This window comes from Ruminococcus sp. AM31-15AC, assembly GCF_003462045.1.
GTDB classification, from domain to species: Bacteria; Bacillota; Clostridia; order Oscillospirales; family Ruminococcaceae; genus Hominimerdicola; species Hominimerdicola aceti.
Map to the genome: position 1 here is coordinate 77,867 of NZ_QTYG01000001.1, position 20,176 is coordinate 98,042.

Consider the following 20,176-nt stretch of genomic DNA (forward strand, 5'->3'; position numbering starts at 1 on the left):
CTGAGGTCGCCCGCTTATCATCATCTGTAAGTAGCATCAGACATAAAAAAAATCACGCCCTAACAAAGTAAGGCGTGATCTTGACTAAGGATATTTCCCTAGTGGTGAGCTATCGGGGATTCGAACCCCGGACCCTTTGATTAAAAGTCAAATGCTCTGCCAACTGAGCTAATAACTCATATCGTCCTGCAACGACTTAATTATTATACCAATTTTCCGCCCATTTGTCAAGGGGTTTTCGAGAATTTTTTCACTTTTTCCAAACTGCACATATTTATTCCCCATTTGGCATACTTTTATGCGTTTTCTAACAAAAAAACGCCCCTGAAAATCAAGGGCGTTTTATCTGCAAAACTTTAAGATCAGTTTATCTTGTTGCCGCAGTTAGGGCAGAACTGATTTCCAGCCGGAACTTTGCCTCCGCAAGTAGGGCAGAACTTTTCACCCTGTGGTGCGGCCTGAGCCTGTGGCTGTGCATATGTCTGCTGAGCGTTCTGCTGTGGAACAGAACCTGCATACTTCTTGAAGAGTGCATAAATGCCGCAAATAACAAGAAGAACAAATGCTATCCAGAACAGTACATACATGAATGTGTAGAAACCGCCATACAGCTTGCTCATACCTGAAAGATAGCTTCCTGCCGCATATGTAACTGCAAGACCCAGAACAACACCTGCACCGATAGTTACCGGCTTGAGGTACTTGTCAGCAATTTTGAAAAAATCGTTCATTAGTGAATGCCTCCTAATTTAATAATATATATTTATTATACAATCGTTATGTCATAAAGTCAATAGATTCGAGTAAAATTTTTCACTTATTTACGTTTCTATTTGTTTGCTGTAATGACAGAAATAAGCATAAAATCGCTATTTTCTTTACCCTCTGTGTCAATAACTATCTCAACAGTATGTTCTCCCTTTGCTCCGCTGTATATCTCCTCAAGACAGCAAAGGTCTCCCCAATCCTCGTCAAAGTTTGCGTCAAGAAGAACCTTGTTCTGCCTGTCACCGTCTATGACAGCATATGCAACAGGTGCAGGCTTGTTGATAGTCTTTCTGTACTGCACCATTATAATACCGCCACTCACGTTGAATTTGATACAACTTCCCTGCTTGTGAGCTATCCAGCCGCCTTTGAATGGGTCACTCCACTGCTCTGCCGCATGGGTATCAGGCTCAAAGCCCTCCATAACAGGCGAACAGCTATAGTTCTGAAATCGCTGTGCGTCCTCATATCTGCTTGCTGTAAATGGCTCAGGAAGTGCAGGCTTCTTCTCTGCACCGAGCTTTTTATAGTATGAATATTCTGTATCAAGCAGATTGCAGATAAGATCAGCTATCATCTTGTGACCTAGGTCTGTAGGGTGGAGCATATCCGCTGTGTAGTCTGCAAGGCAAACGTTTCCAAGCTGTATCTCAGGGAAAATGTAGTTTCTTACACTGACGATAGGCAGGTCATAGTGCAGACCGATAGCGTTATGTATACCCTGTGCATTTGTGCCTGTATCGTAAAAAAGATTGTTTATAAGCACAACCGCCTTGACGCTCTCTGCTTTCAGCAGACGTCTTACAAGGCTCTCATATGTTTCCATAAATAGGGGCGAACTGCTGTCGTTTACCGAAAACTCAACAAAAACAAGGTCCGGCTGTTTGTCAAGGACGTGTTCCTGCACTCTTGCCACCCCAAACTGCGAGGTAGTTGCACCAATACCAGCATTGAAGTAGCTTATCTCAGCGTCAGGAAAATTCGTCTGCCACCATTTTGCACTGCGGTCAACATATCTTAACTCAGTTTTTGTAGCATTACAGCCCATTGTTATCGAGCCGCCCAGATAAACAATGTTAAGCTTTTTTTCATTCTCTATCTTTTTGAATACCTGTGGAAGATAACCCATACTGCCGATATTCATGATAGATACGTTTTTGTCCGTCATATCCATTTCTCCTTTTATTTCTATAATGGTCTATTATAATATTATAGCATTTTTCAAAACAAAAGTAAATCATAACGGGCAAAAATATTTTGCTTTAAGCTACAAAAAGCGGTAATGTTTTTTGTTAAAATCGTGCAATGTAGATGTTGACGAAAAGTAATGATATGTTGTATAATAAAGAATAAATATACAATATGAAGAAAGAAGTGTTCATAATGCACGATTTTAAGGCACTCTGCCGTCAGGCACACACATTAGTAATATTCAAGAGCTTACATGAAGTTCCTGTCTTTGAAAAGCTACTTGACACACTTGCTGTATGCGAATCTGACAGCGACATAGCTATAGAAAAATACTCAGATTTTGTGGCTGAGCTTTTTGCATATTCTGATAATCTTACAGAATATATGCTCAAGCTGGTTCTTGAAAATGAAAACCTTTTTATGCTTAAAAAGGGAGAGGGCAAGGAGACAGGTGCGCTTTTGGAGGAATGTCTTGCAAACGAGCTTGCCGTTATCGAGGAGCTTTCACAGATACCATGCGACGAGATAATCTCAAAGATAGACTATGACGGCTTTCTGCCGAGATATGCTACACAAAAGCTTGACTTCTCGCAGATATATGCCGACCGTATACACGCTATCGGTCAGTACGGTTACGGCATCTATTCTCAGTATCATGTATTTGTTATCAAAGACGGCAAGATAGTTCCGGTTGAATATCCTGACGACATAAAGCTTTCCGACCTGCACAATTACGAACGTGAGCGTCAGGAGGTCATAAACAATACTCTTGCTCTTCTGAAAGGCAAGCCTGCCAACAACGTTCTGCTTTATGGTGACTGCGGTACAGGCAAGTCCTCAACTGTCAAGGCCATAGCAAACGAATATGCCTGCAAGGGTCTCAGACTTATCGAGCTTAAAAAGAAACAGCTCCATGAGATACCGGCCATTGTAGAAACGGTAAGCAAAAATCCATTGAAGTTCATTATCTTCATAGACGACCTTTCATTCACAGAGGACGATGATGATTTTGCGGCACTGAAAGCTATCCTCGAGGGAAGCGTTTCATCAACTGCGGACAATCTCTGCATTTATGCTACCTCAAACAGAAGACATCTTGTACACGAAACGTTCTCCTCACGAGAGGGTGACGAGATACACTTCAAAGACACTATGCAGGAGCTTCTTTCACTGTCAGACCGTTTCGGACTTACTGTTACATATCAGAAGCCTGACAAGAAGATATACCTTGACGTAGTTGAGAAGCTTGCAAAGCAATACGAGCTTAAAACTCCTATTGATGAGGTGCTTCAAAAGGCTGAGGCTTATGCGCTTTCGAGAGCAGGACGTTCACCGAGAGTTGCAAAGCAGTTCGTGGAATACATGAAGGGCATGGAAGACTAATAAATATATTATGACGATATTCAGGAGGTATTATCATGACAAAGCAGCCACAGTGGCTTGACAACGCAGTTTCTACGAGATCTATCCACAATCGTTCAATGACACAAACTCAGACGGTATCGGTGACATCAAGGGTATTACAGAAAAGCTTGACTATATCTGCGAGCTGGGGTGTAACGCTATTTGGATAAACCCATGCTTCAAATCACCTTTTGGCGATGCAGGCTATGACGTTGAGGACTATTACACTTTCGCTCCGCATTATGACACTAACGATGTTATTAAAGGCTCGGCCGCTGTATTTGTTGAAGAATAAAATAACATAAAAGAGGTCAGGGACACATTCCTTGACCTCTTTTCTTATGCCGTCTAAAGCATACTCCGAAACTCTGTCGGCGTTTTTCCAAAGTGCATTTTAAACCGCTTCATAAAGCCATATTCATTAGTATAACCGCACCTCTCAGCCACTTCCCTTACACTGAGATTTGTCGTTGCAAGAAGCTGACTGGCTCTTTCCATTCGTGCGCTTATAACGTCTGTCATGACGCTCACTCCAAACATTTTCTTATACATATGCTGAAAACTTGACCTGCTTATGCCCATATCCCATGCCATGCTGCCTACGTCTGCGATATCCTCAGGCATTGCGTATATGTATGCTCTGAGCTGCATAAAGCGGCTATTCCTGTCAGTAATAATACAGGACTTTTTGTCTGTACACTTTAGCTGTCTTGCAAGCTTTAACAAAAAGATCTCCATATAGCACCGTGTTACTTCCTCATGCCCCTCTTTCATGAGCTGATACTCATATGCTACCGAACGCATTATCTGACTAAGCTCATCAATATTTCCAAGATAAACCGGTGTATCTTTTGGAATATCAAGCCTTTCAAATTTTTCATTATCACCCTGCTCATAATTGAAATACAGCCAATCATCAGTATAAAACTCTTCTGCGGCATGGTATTTCACAGGGGTATCCGGTGAAAGCAGGATAAAAGAATTTTTCTCTGCCCTATGCTCGATACCATTTATAACGAACACCGATGGTTCTTTTATGAGCAATATAAGAGGACTGCCCACCCCTTGAGGGCAATCCATAATAAAATCTTTTCTATGGCGATAATTATAGCGACCGCACCCACAAGCATTCTGATCCCTCCCTGCTTTTATCAACTTTATTTTACCATACCGCTACATTCTTGTCAACGAAAAAAGAGCAGACGCTTTGTTCTGCTCTTCTTTCACATAATTCTATAATAGTATTACAATTATCCCCAATAGGTTCTCCAAACATTGAAATAACCCCAAGGAATTTTAAATGAGTAGGCTATCTTGCTACTGTTTGTCTTGTAGCTTCTGTTGCACCAGAAATAAACATTATAGTCATTAGCAATACCGTTAAGGTGAGTTTTGCCGTATACTGCGCCAAAAACTGCCCGCTTCACTCTTCTGGAAACGTTTGAATAATTTGCTCCGTCCCTTGAGAGCTGTGCAGATGACATAAATCCGCCACTCTTATAAATGATATCCTGAACATTGTTATATCTTGCATAGTAGGATCTCCACATTGCATTCTTTGTGTACTTTGCGGCAACATACTGGTTTGCAACACAATCTGCAACATAAACGATTGGCTTATCCCACTCTGAACCTGACATCTTGCCGACCTCATGATAAACTATACGGCACATTGCTTCCCAGCCTGCCTTGTTGAAGTCCATTCTTGCTGTCTTTATTGTTTGCGTTTTTGAATAAGCAGAAGCGGCTGAGCCATTTACAGCCTTAACTCTGAACTGATAGGAAGTCGTTCTCTGAAGACCTGTAACAGTGCAGTTCGTATTCTTGACTGTCTTGTATTTCTTCCAGCTCTTATATTTGCCGCCCTTGATGTACAGCTCATAGTTTGAAGCACCGCTTACCTTGCTCCAATGCACCTTGATAGTGTTTGTCTGCTTGTTATACGGATGAGTGAAGTCACTTCCATAGTTGATCTGAGCGGTCATCTTAGGAGTCGAAAGCTTTGCCGCAGCAGCATCGGCACTAAATCCCTCTGTCATTACCAAAAATGTCATAAGTGCTGCAATAAACATCACTATAACTTTCAGTGACTTATTCTTTGCTGAAATATAATTTGCTGAATGATCCATTAATAATACGGCTTTACAACGCATACACGCTGCATTGCCAATTCACACCCTTTCTTTTAATTAGCGGCGGTCATGTCTGTGCCGCTATTTAATTTTATTACGGTCGATTAAAATTATGTATCAATCTGTAACGATAACGGTTAAGAAAGTTACAAACTGATTACAAATTACTACACTATTGTAACACGTACAATTGCATTTGTCAAGCTTTTTTATAGTTTTTTTGATTTTTGTTTATAATTTGAAGCAAAGAATATAAAAATTGTACTAATATTTCAGCACATTGAATATTAATTTACTGTATCAGCAAGAGTTCACGCACAATTATCACAAAGAAAATATGTGCAGAATATGAACAAAATCAATGGATCAACCACAGAGATCCTGCTGTTTTTAAAAAATCTGTGGGGAAAGAGGCAAAATAATGAAAAAATATTTACCTGAGGGCAAGATCTTCAACAGCCCTGAAAACCGATATTATCTTCAAAGCGAACGAACAATGGCTGAGGCAATGGCTCAGGGATTGATACTGGAGGGTCATGCTGTGCTTTGTGACAGCGAACACAACATAATAGTAGAGCTTCCCTTTGGCAAAGGAATAATCCCAAGATCAGAGGGAGCAATCGGAATACAAGAAGGCAAAACAAAAGACATAGCATTACTTTCCAGGGTGAACAAAACGGTATGCTTCAAGGTGACAGATATTGTTCACGAAAAGGGCGAGGTCATATGCAGGTTGTCAAGGCGTCTTGCACAAGAAGAGTGCATTGAGCGATATATAAGTACACTCACATCAGGGGACGTTATACCGGCAAAGGTAACACACCTTGAGCCTTTCGGGTGCTTTGTTGACATAGGCTGTGGTCTTCCTTCACTTATACCAATAGACGCCATATCCGTCTCACGCATCACCCACCCCAACGACAGATTTTTCAACGGTCAGGACATATATGCTGTGGTAAAAAGCTGTGAGGAGGACAGGATATGCCTTTCTCACAAGGAACTTTTAGGCACATGGGAAGAAAATGCAGCATTGTTCTCCACAGGAGAAACTGTAGGCGGGATAGTACGCTCCATTGAACCATACGGTATTTTTATAGAGCTTGCTCCGAACCTTGCAGGGCTTGCAGAACCGAGAGAAAATGTGCGTGTGGGGCAGGCGGCAAGTGTTTACATAAAAGCTCTTATCCCCGAAAAAATGAAAGTAAAGCTCATTATTGTAGATGTATTTGAAAACAGCGTTTTTCCCTCAAAGATAAACTATTTCATCACCAGCGGCAGGCTCACAAAATGGGTCTATTCCACCAATGAATGTTACAAAAATATATGCTCTGAATTCGTGTGATAAGCGTACATATTTTTGTACTTGTAATCTTATTTGTACTATAATTTGTACTTGTTTTCGCAGCAAAACAAGAAATAAAAAAGGCATTGGCTTCCAATTGAAGCCAATGCCTTTTGACTTGTTAGGTCATTAAGAGGAATACCCTTTTTTCAATAGATCAACTATTCTCATAATATTTCCTCCCTGTCCCTATATTTTTTCAGAGAGTTTCAAGAAGCTCTGCGATCTTTTCTTTTTGAGCAAGCCCGTCAGAAAAAGCAGTCGCACCGCCAGCGGCTGTGCCAAGTTTAAGAGCATATTCATAATCGCCATGCAATATACCGGCGGTAAAGCCTGCCACCATTGAATCGCCTGCACCAACGGAATTTTTCACCTTACCATTACATACTCCACAGCGATGTATTTCACCGTTTTCGTCAATAAGCATTGCACCGTCCCCTGCCATTGAGATAAGCACGTTCACAGCGCCCATTTCTTTAAGCTTACGTGCGTATTTTTCTATCTCATCATCAGTAGTGAGGGTCACTCCGAACATCTCGCCAAGCTCGTGGTTGTTAGGCTTGATAAGGAAAGGTTTATATTTAAGCACATTGAGAAGCAGGTCTTTTGTTGCGTCCACTACTGTTCTGATATTCTTGTGTGCGAGCCTTTCGAGTATCTTCTCATAGATATTTGACGGCAGTGAGGCAGGTATGCTTCCTGCGAGTATAAGCGTATCTCCGTCCTGAAGCTTATCAAGCTTTGCAAAAAGCTTATTCACAGCCTCATCATCTATATCAGGACCCTGACCATTCAGTTCTGTTTCCTCAGCAGATTTTATTTTCACATTTATACGGGAATTACCGTTTTTGAGATGAACAAAATCTGTATCAATTCCCATTTCCGCTAGTCCGTTCTCGATAGCTTCACCTGTGAAGCCTGCAGTGAAGCCAAGCGCCTTTGACTGAATGCCCAGCTCTCTAAGAACTACAGACACATTTATGCCCTTGCCGCCGAAATACATCTCTTCCCTATCTGAGCGGTTGGTAGACCCAAGCTTCATTTCCCCTGTATGAACAACATAGTCGATAGCAGGATTGAATGTTACAGTATATACCATTTCACATTACCTCCTTGATATATGCTTTTGTAAGATATTTCTGTCCTGAAGCTTGTAGGTGATCGTCACTTACCTTCCGCTAATTTATCGTCGTCGCTTCTTAAAATGCAGAGAGCAACAACAAGTCCTGTCAAAGCAACAAACACCGCTTTAGTTTCAAGCAATTCTGTGACAAACGCACCCACTGCCGCTCCACTTATAAAGCAAAGGATTATGCCATAATACTGCATTGCATTACTAAGCTTTAGCTTATCCTTAGTTTTCAAATACTGAAACAGGTTATCTGTACCGCTTCTAAGATTGCCAGTACACATCGTGGTAGCGAAAGGCTTTCCGTCCATTTTCCTAAAACCCTCCACCTGCATTGCACAGGTAAAAGAAACCAGGATATTCGCCAATGTGTTAAGCGTACCGGCAGGGATAAATCCCACAATAGTCAGCACAACAAGTTCCACACCGATTATGATCCTATGCCAATGTATCCTCGGGTGTTCATTGAATTTCAGCTTCACAGCTTCCACTATCAGCACGCCAAGCATAAAGGACAGTATAGGCATGAGATAAAGAAAGACCTTCAGCCAGCTTCCCTCTTTGATATTGATAGCCAACAACACCATGTTACCTGTCTGAGCATTTGCAAAAACATGGTCACGGCTGATGTAGGTATAAGCGTCAAGATAGCCGCCCACTATTGCGAGCATCACTCCAACGCCGTAAAACTCAGCTATATGTCTGCCGTTCTTCATTGCGCAGCCCCCAGTGGCTCAAGCTCATTAAGATCATATGGCGTTTTCTGATAAATGCAGTAGTTGAGCCAGTTTGAATAAAGCAGATTAGCCGAACAGCTCCAATTGAAAATAGGCTTGTTTTCTGGATCATCGTCAGGAAAATAGCTATATGGTATCTGTATAGGCAACCCCTTTTCCTTATCTCTGAAATACTCTTTTGCAAGGGTCTCACGATCATATTCCCAGTGACCGAACAGGAAAAACTGTCTTTGCGTCCTGTCTGAAACAAGATGCACGCCCGCCTCGTTTGACACTGCCACCACTATAAGATCGTCCACCTTTTCGATATCTGCACGACGCACCTCGGTATGACGTGAGTGCGGACAATGGAAAACATCTCCAAAGCCTTTAAGAATAATGCTTTCGGGAAAGTCGATATGGTGCTTGAAATTGCCAAACATCTTCTCTTTCAAAGGATATTTGGGAACGCCATAATGATAATAAAGTCCAGCCTGAGCGCCCCAACATATGTGGATAGTTGAGAAAACATTGGTCTTTGACCATTCAAAAACTCTGCAAAGCTCGTCCCAGTAATCAACGTCTTCATACTCCATTTGCTCAACAGGCGCACCGGTGATTATAAGACCGTCATATCGGTTATCACACACCTCGTCAAAGTTCTTGTAGAAAGCGAGCATATGCTCGATAGATGTGTTCTTTGACATATGACTGCCCATCTGAATAAGGTCGATGTCAACATGAAGAGGGGTGTTGCTCAAAAGACGGAGAAGCTGCGTTTCTGTCGCAATTTTGTCAGGCATGAGATTGACAATAGCGATCTTCAAGGCACGAATGTCCTGATGAGCGGCTCTGTCATCGGGAATAACGAATATATTCTCCTTTTCCAACGTTTGGAACGCAGGAAGGTCATTTGGTATTTTAATTGGCAAAGTATATCCCACCTTTTAATTATACTCTAAAAGTTTATTATAACACGATCTCTGTTAAAAATCAACCAAAAGAGAGATTTATTCATATATTATTGAGAAAAAAGGGAGCGACCTAAGCCGCTCCCTATGTGTATCAACAGTATTCAGATCCGTACAATTATTCGTAAAGTGGATATTTCTTGCAGATAGCGTTTACCTTTTCTCTGATCTCATCAGCCTTATTGTCAAAGTCTGTTGCTGTGAGATACATACACTCAGCAATAACGTCCATGTCCTCCTCAACAAGTCCCCTTGTGGTAACTGCCGCTGTACCAACTCTTACACCGCTGGTTACAAATGGCTTCTCAGGGTCGTTAGGGATAGCATTTTTGTTTACAGTGATGTAAACCTCGTCAAGCTTTTTCTCAAATTCCTTGCCTGTGATGTGGAATGGTCTGAGGTCAACAAGCATAAGATGATTGTCTGTGCCGCCTGATACGAGATTGAATCCTCTGTCAAGAAGTCCCTTTGCAAGAGCCTGTGCATTCTTTACGATCTGCTCACCGTATGCCTTGAACTCAGGCTTGAGAGCCTCGCCAAAGCAAACTGCCTTTGCAGCGATAACGTGCATAAGAGGGCCGCCCTGTGTGCCCGGGAAAATAGCAGAATTTATCTTCTTAGCTATATACTCGTTGTTTGTGAGTATAAGTCCTCCTCTTGGTCCTCTCAGAGTTTTATGTGTTGTTGTTGTAACAATGTCAGCATATGGTACCGGTGACTGGTGGCAGCCTGCGGCAACAAGTCCTGCAATATGCGCCATATCTACCATAAGATATGCACCAACAGCCTTTGCTATCTCAGAAAGCTTCTCAAAATTGATAGCTCTTGGATAAGCGCTTGCACCGGCAACAATAAGTCTAGGTCTGCACTTGTTAGCCTGCTTATAAAGAGCCTCGTAGTCGATATAACCCTCGTCATTTACGCCGTAAGGAACGAAGTTGAAATACTTACCTGAAAGGTTTACAGGTGAGCCGTGTGTAAGGTGTCCGCCAGCGTCAAGGCTCATACCCATAACAGTGTCGCCCGGTTTAAGAAGAGCAAAATAAACAGCAGTGTTAGCCTGAGCGCCGGAATGTGGCTGAACGTTAGCATACTTAGCACCGAAGAGCTTGCAAGCCCTTTCAACAGCTATATCCTCCACAACGTCAACGCACTGACAGCCGCCATAATATCTCTTACCAGAATATCCCTCAGCATACTTATTAGTAAGCACAGAACCCATTGCAGCCATAACGGCAGGTGAAACGATATTTTCGCTTGCGATAAGCTCAAGATTTCTTCTCTGTCTTGCCAGCTCGGCTTCCATTGCTTCGCCGACTTCTTTATCGACATTTTCAACAAAGCCGATAGTATCCATTATTTTCATCGAAATTACTCCCATCATAAAATTTTACGGACATTCCGTTCTCTTTTATTATAACGTATTTTTCTTTTGATGTCAACGAAAATTTTTTTTGATTGAGGAATGAGGAGTGAGGAATTAGGGTATCGCCTGCGGCGATTTGTTTTTTGTAGAATACGATCTACAGCCGCAAGAACGCTTCGCTCTTTTCGTTTTTTCCATTTCTCACTTTTTTATCTTATCCCAATAGGCTTTCGCCATTTGCTCCGTCTTATTCTCACCATACTGATAATAAGTCCTCCCCACAAGCTTATCAGGCAGATACTGCTGTTTTACCCAATGGTTTGGATAATCATGGGGATAAAGATAGTGCTGTCCTTTCACTTTTGCGCCCTCGCCGTCAAAATGCTTATTCTGCAAGTGCCGTGGATAATCTCCGAAATCACCGTTTCTCACATCTGCTAAAGCTGCGTCTATTGCTGATTCAGCAGAATTTGATTTTGGCGCAGTGGCAAGAAGAACCACAGCTTCCGCCAATGGTATCCTTGCTTCAGGCAGTCCCCGCCTGCAGTGCGGAATCAACGCAGGATTTCGTCACCACCGCTGCCATAGGATACGCAAGTCCAATATCCTCGCTTGCAATAACAAGCAGCCGTCTGCACAGAGAAATGATATCCCCCGCTTCCATAAGCCGTGCGGCATAATGAAGTGCGGCGTTCTCGTCAGAACCTCTTATGGACTTCTGCAAAGCCGACAGAATATCATAATGCTCATCTCCTGCACGGTCATAGCGCATATTGCTGCGCTGAGTAAGAAGCTTCACATTATCAAGGTTCACGGTGAGCTTTTCACCGTCATTATCTGCCGAAAGTATGCAAAGCTCCACTGTATTTATTGACTTTCTCACATCACCACCACAGCCCCTTGCGATATGCTCCAACACACCATTTTCAAGACGCAGTTTCAGCCCCAACTCATCAGCCATAAGCTGAAAAGCACGCTTTATTGCAGGCAAGATCTCCTCCGAAGTCAGCGGCTTGAACTCAAACACAGTTGAACGGCTAATTATAGCATTGTACACATAAAAATACGGATTTTCAGTGGTAGAAGCGATAAGAGTTATCTTGCCGTTTTCAATGTATTCAAGAAGCGATTGCTGTTGTTTTTTGTTAAGATACTGTATCTCGTCAAGATAAAGCAAGATACCATTGATACCGCTGAGTGTCTCAGTTTCAGCAACTATCTGCTTGATATCAGCAATAGAAGCACTTGTGCCGTTAAGCTTATGCATAGTCATATTAGCATTATTTGCTATCATTCTTGCGACCGTGGTTTTGCCAACACCTGACGGACCATAAAAAATCATATTCGGTATTTTACCGCTTTCGATAATACGCCTGAGAGGTTTATTTTCGCCTAACAGGTGGGTCTGTCCCACAATATCATCAAGGGTTTTGGGTCTAATTCGTTCAGCCAAAGGCACACTCATTTTATGATCTCCTTAAAAAGCAATTAGTCTAAAATGTTCTGAATATCCTCTAAATGAAGCTGATAAGCCATGCTGTTTATCTTTTTTAGCAGGTAGGTTTTTGCAACAAGAACAGCTTCCTGATATTTGGTGTTTTCCATACCAAGGCAAATACGATAAATAATAAATTGATTAGAGGAGATTTTCATGATAATGTGATTATTGCCCTCGAAAGTACCACGGCAAATGGAGTTGGAGTTGACGAAGTTCCAAAGGTCGGAGTAAGTGAGAGCAGTGACTTCATCAGTAATAAACTGTTGGATAAGTTCATTCATATGGACACCCCCTATAGTGTATTTTCTTTAGTATAGCACATATTTCCGCATAATTCAAGGGAAAAAGCGGTCAAAGTTGGGAGTGTCGCCCGTTAGCTTCATGACCTCGTATCGTAAACAACAAAATGTAGGGGACGGCGACCCCGACGTCCCGATATCGAAGCGTCGAATTTTTTTGATTGTGACAAATTTATGCAAGCGACCGAAACGAACGAACAATGCTCGTCCCTGCCACAAATTGTGCGTTTTCTCAAAGTTTGTGCAATAAATTACAAGATGTAACGTCCAAAAAGCGGGCTGTCGAGGGCGCCAGCCCTACATGGTTTGTTAAACAAATAAATAATGTGCGGATAACGCAGAAATGCAACAAAAAAAGAGGCAGAATACTCCGCCTCTCATTTATCTGTACAAAGATTTGTACTATTATTTCTTTCTGGTCGAACTTACCGCACGAGTTATCTCAGGCTCTGCTTCGCCACGAACACATTCAGCCGTTATCTTTATGCCAACTATCTCATCATCAGATGGTGCTTCAAACATGAGCTTTGTGAGTATCTTCTCAACTATCGCTCTAAGTCCTCTTGCTCCTGTCTTTTCTTCAATAGTCCTCTTGGCTATCTCTCGCTTTGCGTCCTCTGTGATCTCAAAATCGATGTTGTCAAGCTTGAAAAGCTTCGTGTATTGCTTGATAAGCGAGTTCTTTGGCTCTGTCAAGATCCTGCAAAGTGCGTCCTCGTCAAGCTCGTCAAGAACCGTGATAACAGGAAGTCTGCCCACAAGCTCCGGTACGATACCGAACTTAACAAGATCGTGTGGTACTACCCTCTTCATCACATTGTTATCATCCTCCTTGCTCTTGACCTTTCCGCCAAAACCAAGTGATGATGACTCTGTACGCTTCTTGATAACACTGTCAAGTCCCTCAAAAGCTCCGCCACAGATAAACAAAATATTCTTTGTATCTATCTGTATGAACTCCTGATGTGGGTGCTTTCTGCCACCCTGTGGAGGCACATTGGACACACAGCCCTCTACTATCTTAAGAAGTGCCTGCTGTACGCCCTCACCGCTTACATCTCTTGTGATAGAAACGTTCTCCGATTTTCTTGATATCTTATCTATCTCGTCGATATAAATAATACCGTTCTGAGCCGCTTCAACATTATAATCTGCCGCCTGAATAAGCCTTGTAAGCACGTTTTCAACATCGTCGCCTACATAGCCTGCCTCTGTGAGAGTAGTAGCGTCAGCAATGGCAAAAGGCACGTTCAGAAGCCTTGCCAAAGTCTGTGCAAGCAAAGTTTTTCCTGTTCCTGTTGGTCCAAGAAGCAAAACGTTGCTTTTCTGTATCTCTACGTCATCATCGTCATTAAGTGACAAAATTCTCTTGTAATGATTGTATACCGCAACAGAAAGCGCTATCTTTGCTTCCTCCTGCCCGATAACATACTCATCAAGAACTGCCTTTATCTCCGCAGGCTTCTTAAGGGTTATGCCGCTGTCAGCTGCATTTTTACCCTTGCCACGCTGCTTCGTTGTAGGAAGTCCCTCCTGCTCAGCCAGAACATTATAGCAATAAAGTACACACTCGTCACAAATGTGGCTCGTGCCTGCTGAAAAAAGTGTTCTAACCTTGTCCTCAGGCTTGCCGCAGAACGAGCATTTTCTTATTGTATCATTAGCCATTTATTTCACCGAACCTATCTGTTAGTTATTACCTTGTCGATAAGACCGTATTCAAGAGCCTCCTGAGCTGTCATGTAATTGTCACGCTCAGTGTCGATGTTGATCTGCTCGATAGGCTTGCCTGTGTTCTGGGCAAGTATCCTGTTGAGCTTCTCTCTGGTCTTTACCATGTGGTCAGAATGTATCTTGATATCTGTACACTGACCGGAAATTCCGCCGCCTGCGATAAGAGGCTGATGAATGAGTATCTCACTGTTTGGCAGAGCAAATCTCTTACCCTTTGTGCCGCTTGAAAGCAGGAATGAACCCATTGAAGCAGCCATACCCATACATATAGTTGACACGTCGCACTTGATATACTGGATAGTATCATAGATAGCCATGCCGGCTGTGATAACTCCTCCGGGGCTGTTTATATAAAGGTCGATATCCTTTTCAGGATCCTGTCCCTCAAGATAAAGCAACTGTGCCACTACTACGCTTGCCACTGCGTCGTCTATCTGGTCGCAGAGCATGATTATTCTGTCATTGAGCAGGCGGGAATAAATGTCATAGCTTCTCTCGCCTCTGCTTGTCTGTTCCACTACATAAGGTACCAATGCCATAAAATTGCCTCCTTAATCTATTTTCGCCCGCATAAGGTCATGCGGGCGAAAGCATAAATTATCTTACTTTATAACTGCTGCGTCCTTGATAAGGTCAACAGCCTTGCCAACTGCAATATCCTTCTTAAGGTCGTCATCATGGATAAACTGCTTGATCTGGTCAACGTCAAGCTTGTAAGCCTCAGCAAGCTTATCAAACTCAGCCTTGAGCTCGTCCTCAGTTACCTCGATATTCTCAAGCTTTGCGATCTTCTCAAGTGCAAGTCTGAGCTTGACCTGCTTCTCAGCCTGCTCAGCATATGCCTTCTTTACAGTGTCGATAGTCTGACCTGTATACTGCATATAGAGATCAAGTGAGATGCCCTGTGGTGCAAGTCTCTGCTCCAGCTCGCCGATCATCTCGTTTACTCTGTTGTCAAACATAACCTGTGGGATCTCAGCTGTCATGTTCTCGATGACCTTATCGAATATCTTAGCCTCAACCTCAGAATCAGCGTGCTTCTCGTTAGCTTCCTCAAGCTTCTTCTTAACGTCAGCCTTGTATTCGTCAACTGTATCGAACTCTGTTGAATCCTTTACCATATCATCGTCCAGTTCAGGCATAACCTTCTTTGATATGCTCTTGAGCTTGATCTTGAATACAGCAGGTGCGCCTGCAAGTTCCTTTACCTGATACTCCTCAGGGAATGTTACGTTGATGTCGAAATCCTCACCGGCATTGTGACCAACGATCTGATCCTCAAAGCCAGGAATGAACTGACCGCTGCCAAGTGACAGTGTGAAATCTTCTGCCTTGCCGCCCTCGAAAGCAACATCGTCCTTGAAGCCCTCGAAGTCGATAACAACGTCATCGCCGTTTTCAGCAGCTCTGTCGTCAACTGTTTCAACAGTAACGTTCTTCTCTCTGAGAGCGTCAAGCTGCTTGTTGATATCCTCATCAGTTACAGGATTGACAACTTTTTCAACTTCTATACCCTTATAGTCCTTAACTTCAACCTCAGGCTTTGTGATGCAAGTTGCCTTGAGCTTTACGCCGTTTTCCTTGCTGATCTCAGTTACCTCTACCTCTGGGCGAGTAACAAGTTCCAGACCTGACTCTTCAACTGCGCCGTTTACAACAGGAGCGTACAGAAGATTTACAGCGTCCTCAAAAAATACCTGCTCGCCGTATTCCTTTTCGATAAGCTTTCTAGGAGCCTTACCCTTACGGAAGCCAGGCATAGCGATATTCTTTCTTGCTTTAAGATAAGCTTTCTCTATTGCAGCCTCAAAATCCTCAGCAGAGATCTCGATCTCAAGCTCGTACTTATTGGTTTCAACATTGTTTGTAGCTTTTAAACTCATTTATTATTCCTCCATTATATAAATGTATCTTATACATTATAGCACAAATATATTGTCATTTCCAGCATTTTTTTATAAATTGTCACTTTGCACAATTTTCGTTATGTCCAATGGGTCAAAATGCAAGAAATCACTAGCTATAAGCCGATATTCCACTCCGTCACGAGTGCCGTTTATTGCATAAGCGTGGGCTCTTCCGTGAAGGTGTCCGTAAAAACACTTTTTTATGCCGTATTTATGAAGCACTTCAAGCATATCATAATTACAGCTATTGCCGAAAAGCGGCGGATAATGCAAAAACACCACAGGCTCTAAGCCTGCCTTTTGCGCAGACTCGATAGAGAGTGCAAGTCTGCCTGCTTCCCTTGCCAGAACCTTCTGATCTGCAGGTTCACCATTATCGCTTATCCAGCCTCTCGTTCCGCATATGCCGTAGCCCTCGTAGCTGTAATGATTATTATGCAGGATATTTATGGTATCAAAACCGTTTTCTGCGAAAAATTTATCCATTTTGTTCTTGGTGTTCCACCAATAATCATGATTGCCCTTGGATATTATTTTTCTGCCGTTGAGCTTGTTTAGGAACTCGAAGTCTTTTTTCGACTGCTCAAAATTCATTCCCCACGAGATATCACCTGGTATCACCACAGTGTCCTCGGGACGAACTTTGTTCTGCCAGTTTGTTTCAAGCTTTGTCACATAGTCAGACCAGCCGCCGAATATATCCATTGGTTTATCTGTACCCAGCGACAAATGCAAGTCGGCAATGGCAAATAGGCTCACGGTTTTTCCTCCATTCCAGAAACTTCATGTATTATCCCGACCACTCATGCACATACTACTTTTGCAGCAAAAAGCTGCAGAAGGAGCGATGTACAAATGGAGAAGGATAGAATTTACGGTATCCACTGCAACGTAGACAAATGCGTTTACAACAGCAACAACTGCGAATGTACCGCAGGCAAGATCAACGTAGGCTGTACCTGCACCGACCCTAACTGCTGTGACGAAACAGAGTGCAAGACATTCAAGGCAAGAGGCTAATTCCCCTCGCCATGGTCAGTGGACATACGCTGTGCGCTGACCTCCGCCCGACAATAGTCGGACGGGTACATATCAAATACCCAGAGCTGAGTAGATGTAATCCTTCATATCAGCCTTGTCGATCACCTTTGTGAATCTTACTTCCTTATCTTTAAGCGCAGCAAGTGAAGCAGGAACAGGTATCTTTGAAACCTCGGCAAGCTCGTCAACAAGACCGAACTCGTCAGCGTTTGTATCCTTACCGATAGCTGCGAGAACTGAGCCTGAGAACTTATATGGGCTTGCTGTTGAAGCGATGACAGTCTTTGTCTTGTCGCCTGTAGCAGCCGCATAGTCCTTGTATACCTTCACTGCAACGGCTGTGTGAGTGTCGCAGGTGTAGGAATACTCGTCATAGATCTCCTTGATACAAGCCTTTGTCTGCTCATCGTCGCAGCAGCCTGCATAGAACTCGTCAGCGATAGCCTTCTTCACTTCGTCTGTTACCTCATATCTGCCAGTCTTGGAAAGGCTGCCGAACCACTCTCTTATCTGAGCGTCATCAGAGCCGCTAAGGTGATAAAGAAGTCTTTCAAGGTTTGAAGAGATAAGGATATCCATAGAAGGTGAGATAGTTGTATGGAACGGACGGTTTCTGTCATAAATACCTGTCTTTATAAAGTCAGTAAGTACGTTATTTGCGTTTGAAGCGCAGATAAGCTTATTAACAGGAACGCCCATATGCTTTGCATAGTAGCCTGCAAGGATATTACCGAAGTTGCCTGTTGGAACAACGATATTTATCTTGTCGCCAAGCTCTATCTCACCGTCAGCAACAAGCTGAGCGTATGTAGATACATAGTAGATTATCTGTGGTGCAAGTCTGCCCCAGTTGATAGAGTTTGCAGAGGAGAACATCATGCCGTTCTCAGCAAGCTTGTCGGCAGTTTCCTTGCTTGTGAAGATAGTCTTAACACCTGTCTGAGCGTCGTCAAAGTTGCCCTTGATTGCGCAAACGCCGACGTTGCCGCCCTCCTGAGTTGTCATCTGCTTTTTCTGCATAGCCGAAACGCCGTCCTCCGGATAGAACACGAGTATCTCTGTACCCTCAACGTCCTTGAAGCCCTCGAGAGCAGCCTTGCCTGTGTCGCCTGATGTAGCAACGAGGATAACTACCTTCTTGTCAACGCCAAGCTTCTTGATAGAAGTTGTAAGCAGATATGGAAGTATCTGGAGAGCCATATCCTTAAACGCACAAGTTGGACCATGCCACAGTTCGAGCATATAAGTGCCGTCAAAAAGGTGAGCAAGCTCTGCAATATTGTCTGTGTCGAAATTCTTTGTGTTGTAAGCACCCTCTACACAGTAGCGTATCTCAGCCTCTGTGAAATCTGTGAGGTACTTTGAGAAAACGAAAAATGCTCTCTCAGCGTAGCTTTTTTCGCCAAGAGCCTTGATATCATCAAGTGTTATGGCAGGTATCTCAGACGGAACGAAAAGACCGCCGTCCTCAGAAATGCCCTGTGCTATCGCCTGTGCAGACGAAACCTTTACTTCGCTGTTTCTTGTACTTTTGTAAAACATAAACAACAACCCTTCTTGTTTTAGATGTCCGACAGGTGTCGGCTATTTACAGACCCTTTGTTCCCACGCACCCGAAGATACCACAGCACAGCGGGCGAACGCTGTTCGCCCCTACATATGCCCTGTATATCAGTGCACGAGCCCCAAGGTCTTTACTTCCTGCTTGCGTCAAAAGCGTTCACATAATATCTTAGCTTTTTGACTCTGCCGTTCTCCAGCTCCACCGCCGCAACATCGAACCGACAGCACACAGGCTCTAAAATCCCCTTACAAAAAGCCTGTGCTGTCTGAACGATATGCCGCTGCTTGACCGGATCAACTGCCTCTTCAGCGGAGGTAAGAGAGCCATGCTCCCTAGTTTTGACCTCAACGAAAGCTATGATATCCGCTTTCTCTGCGATTATATCTATTTCACCGCCTCTGACGGTAAAATTCCTCTTTATTATCTCATACCCGTGTCTTACAAGAAAGCCGCAAACTGCGTCCTCCCCGATATTGCCAGCCTTTCGGCGCTGGGTATGGTCAATGCCCATTTTTCTTTGCATAATACTTTTTGAGAAAACTCATTCTATGTATACCGCATGGTCCATACTGGTCTATCATCTGATAGTGGAGCTTTGTGCCATAGCCTTATGCTTCTCAAACCGATACTCAGGATATTGTTCAGCCATTTGCTCCATATACCTGTCCCTTGCGACCTTTGCAAGAATTGAAGCCGCCGCCACTGCCTGACTTTTGGCATCGCCTTTTACCACCGCTATGGCAGGACATTCAAGACCCTCAGGGGTCTTGTTCCCGTCAATAAGGCAGACATCAGGCTTTGTATCCATATCCTCCACCGCTCTTTTCATTGCAAGCATTGCGGCGTTAAGTATATTTATATCCTCTATCTCTTCAACTGTTGCGGTCTGTATAGAAAAGTCAACTGCTTTTTCCATTATCTCATCAAAAAGCTCCTCACGCTTTTTCGCTGTAAGCTTTTTGCTGTCGTTTATCCCCTCTATAACCGTGTCCTTATCAAATATCACAGCCGCTGCAAACACATCTCCTGCAAGAGGACCTCTGCCAGCTTCATCGCAGCCGCACACCACGTTATGATCTTTTCTTATCTCGTTGTCAAACTCGCTGAGCGTCAT

At 43.2% G+C, this 20,176-nt stretch carries 18 protein-coding genes, 1 tRNA gene and 3 pseudogenes; 4 read left to right on the top strand and 18 right to left on the bottom strand.

Annotation, left to right across the window (positions count from 1 at the left end):
• Positions 1 to 102: 102 nt before the first annotated feature.
• From DW793_RS00375 to DW793_RS00385, 3 genes are all read right to left on the bottom strand, one after another.
• Positions 103 to 178 (bottom strand) — tRNA-Lys (locus tag DW793_RS00375).
• A 184-nt stretch (positions 179 to 362) separates the two neighbouring features.
• Entirely contained in the window at positions 363 to 731 is a 369-nt protein-coding gene (locus DW793_RS00380; RefSeq protein WP_117938614.1) for a zinc-ribbon domain-containing protein, read from the bottom strand.
• 98 nt (positions 732 to 829) lie between these two features.
• Complete coding sequence (locus DW793_RS00385) at positions 830 to 1,936, bottom strand: GDSL-type esterase/lipase family protein (protein ID WP_181988252.1); 1,107 nt, start codon at positions 1,934 to 1,936, stop codon at positions 830 to 832.
• A gap of 215 nt (positions 1,937 to 2,151) precedes the next feature.
• On the opposite strand from DW793_RS00385, the gene DW793_RS00390 reads away from it, so the two are divergent.
• Together DW793_RS00390 and DW793_RS00395 are read left to right on the top strand one after the other, a co-directional pair.
• The gene (locus DW793_RS00390) at positions 2,152 to 3,342 is read left to right on the top strand and encodes an ATP-binding protein (RefSeq protein ID WP_118156743.1); all 1,191 of its coding nucleotides are present in this window, start codon (positions 2,152 to 2,154) and stop codon (positions 3,340 to 3,342) included.
• Positions 3,343 to 3,377: 35 nt separating this feature from the next.
• A pseudogene (locus tag DW793_RS00395) lies at positions 3,378 to 3,625 on the top strand (alpha-amylase family glycosyl hydrolase); the annotation flags it as partial.
• A gap of 86 nt (positions 3,626 to 3,711) precedes the next feature.
• Here the strand turns inward: DW793_RS00395 and DW793_RS00400 are convergent.
• Together DW793_RS00400 and DW793_RS00405 are read right to left on the bottom strand one after the other, a co-directional pair.
• Positions 3,712 to 4,407 (bottom strand): AraC family transcriptional regulator, encoded by a 696-nt coding sequence (locus tag DW793_RS00400; RefSeq protein ID WP_181988253.1) that lies wholly within the window; start codon positions 4,405 to 4,407, stop codon positions 3,712 to 3,714.
• Positions 4,408 to 4,613: 206 nt separating this feature from the next.
• Positions 4,614 to 5,492, bottom strand: a complete 879-nt coding sequence (locus DW793_RS00405) for a fibronectin type III domain-containing protein (RefSeq protein ID WP_252969586.1) — start codon at positions 5,490 to 5,492, stop codon at positions 4,614 to 4,616.
• Between the two features lie 424 nt (positions 5,493 to 5,916).
• On the opposite strand from DW793_RS00405, the gene DW793_RS00410 reads away from it, so the two are divergent.
• Positions 5,917 to 6,837 carry a S1 RNA-binding domain-containing protein gene (locus DW793_RS00410; RefSeq protein WP_118156745.1) on the top strand — a complete coding sequence of 307 codons (921 nt, stop codon included), beginning with the start codon at positions 5,917 to 5,919 and terminating at the stop codon, positions 6,835 to 6,837.
• Positions 6,838 to 7,036: 199 nt separating this feature from the next.
• Here DW793_RS00410 and pfkB read toward each other — a convergent pair whose 3' ends face one another.
• The 10 genes and pseudogenes from pfkB to DW793_RS00460 all read right to left on the bottom strand — a co-directional run bounded on the left by pfkB (position 7,037) and on the right by DW793_RS00460 (position 17,216).
• Positions 7,037 to 7,936 carry a 1-phosphofructokinase gene (gene pfkB, locus DW793_RS00415; protein ID WP_118156746.1) on the bottom strand — a complete coding sequence of 300 codons (900 nt, stop codon included), beginning with the start codon at positions 7,934 to 7,936 and terminating at the stop codon, positions 7,037 to 7,039.
• A 65-nt stretch (positions 7,937 to 8,001) separates the two neighbouring features.
• Positions 8,002 to 8,682: a YoaK family protein gene (locus DW793_RS00420; RefSeq protein WP_118156747.1), complete on the bottom strand. Its 681-nt coding sequence runs from the start codon at positions 8,680 to 8,682 to the stop codon at positions 8,002 to 8,004.
• Positions 8,679 to 9,614 (bottom strand): homoserine O-acetyltransferase MetA, encoded by a 936-nt coding sequence (gene metA / locus DW793_RS00425; RefSeq protein ID WP_118156748.1) that lies wholly within the window; start codon positions 9,612 to 9,614, stop codon positions 8,679 to 8,681. Before metA ends, DW793_RS00420 begins: the two co-directional genes overlap by 4 nt.
• Before the next feature lie 157 nt (positions 9,615 to 9,771).
• Positions 9,772 to 11,019 carry a serine hydroxymethyltransferase gene (gene glyA / locus DW793_RS00430; protein ID WP_117856360.1) on the bottom strand — a complete coding sequence of 416 codons (1,248 nt, stop codon included), beginning with the start codon at positions 11,017 to 11,019 and terminating at the stop codon, positions 9,772 to 9,774.
• A 201-nt stretch (positions 11,020 to 11,220) separates the two neighbouring features.
• Positions 11,221 to 12,484 (bottom strand): annotated as a pseudogene (locus DW793_RS00435) (replication-associated recombination protein A).
• Positions 12,485 to 12,507: 23 nt separating this feature from the next.
• The gene (locus DW793_RS00440) at positions 12,508 to 12,798 is read right to left on the bottom strand and encodes a hypothetical protein (protein WP_022286705.1); all 291 of its coding nucleotides are present in this window, start codon (positions 12,796 to 12,798) and stop codon (positions 12,508 to 12,510) included.
• A 423-nt stretch (positions 12,799 to 13,221) separates the two neighbouring features.
• A complete protein-coding gene (gene clpX, locus DW793_RS00445) occupies positions 13,222 to 14,484 on the bottom strand; it encodes an ATP-dependent Clp protease ATP-binding subunit ClpX (protein WP_118053949.1) in 1,263 nt (420 codons plus the stop codon).
• 14 nt (positions 14,485 to 14,498) lie between these two features.
• Complete coding sequence (clpP, locus tag DW793_RS00450) at positions 14,499 to 15,089, bottom strand: ATP-dependent Clp endopeptidase proteolytic subunit ClpP (protein ID WP_022286703.1); 591 nt, start codon at positions 15,087 to 15,089, stop codon at positions 14,499 to 14,501.
• Positions 15,090 to 15,152: 63 nt separating this feature from the next.
• Positions 15,153 to 16,433, bottom strand: a complete 1,281-nt coding sequence (tig, locus tag DW793_RS00455) for a trigger factor (RefSeq protein ID WP_118156749.1) — start codon at positions 16,431 to 16,433, stop codon at positions 15,153 to 15,155.
• 72 nt (positions 16,434 to 16,505) lie between these two features.
• Positions 16,506 to 17,216 carry a metallophosphoesterase gene (locus DW793_RS00460; protein WP_118156750.1) on the bottom strand — a complete coding sequence of 237 codons (711 nt, stop codon included), beginning with the start codon at positions 17,214 to 17,216 and terminating at the stop codon, positions 16,506 to 16,508.
• A 96-nt stretch (positions 17,217 to 17,312) separates the two neighbouring features.
• Here DW793_RS00460 and DW793_RS00465 point away from each other — a divergent pair, with 96 nt between their 5' ends.
• The gene (locus DW793_RS00465) at positions 17,313 to 17,477 is read left to right on the top strand and encodes a DUF1540 domain-containing protein (protein ID WP_117856355.1); all 165 of its coding nucleotides are present in this window, start codon (positions 17,313 to 17,315) and stop codon (positions 17,475 to 17,477) included.
• 72 nt (positions 17,478 to 17,549) lie between these two features.
• On the opposite strand, the gene thrC is transcribed toward DW793_RS00465, so the two are convergent.
• The 3 genes and pseudogenes from thrC to DW793_RS00480 all read right to left on the bottom strand — a co-directional run bounded on the left by thrC (position 17,550) and on the right by DW793_RS00480 (position 20,176).
• On the bottom strand, positions 17,550 to 19,040 hold the full coding sequence (thrC, locus tag DW793_RS00470) for a threonine synthase (RefSeq protein WP_022286699.1): 1,491 nt from the start codon (positions 19,038 to 19,040) through the stop codon (positions 17,550 to 17,552).
• 152 nt (positions 19,041 to 19,192) lie between these two features.
• Entirely contained in the window at positions 19,193 to 19,585 is a 393-nt protein-coding gene (locus DW793_RS00475) for a YraN family protein (protein WP_252969587.1), read from the bottom strand.
• Positions 19,563 to 20,176: pseudogene (locus DW793_RS00480) on the bottom strand (ribonuclease HII). Before DW793_RS00480 ends, DW793_RS00475 begins: the two are co-directional and overlap by 23 nt.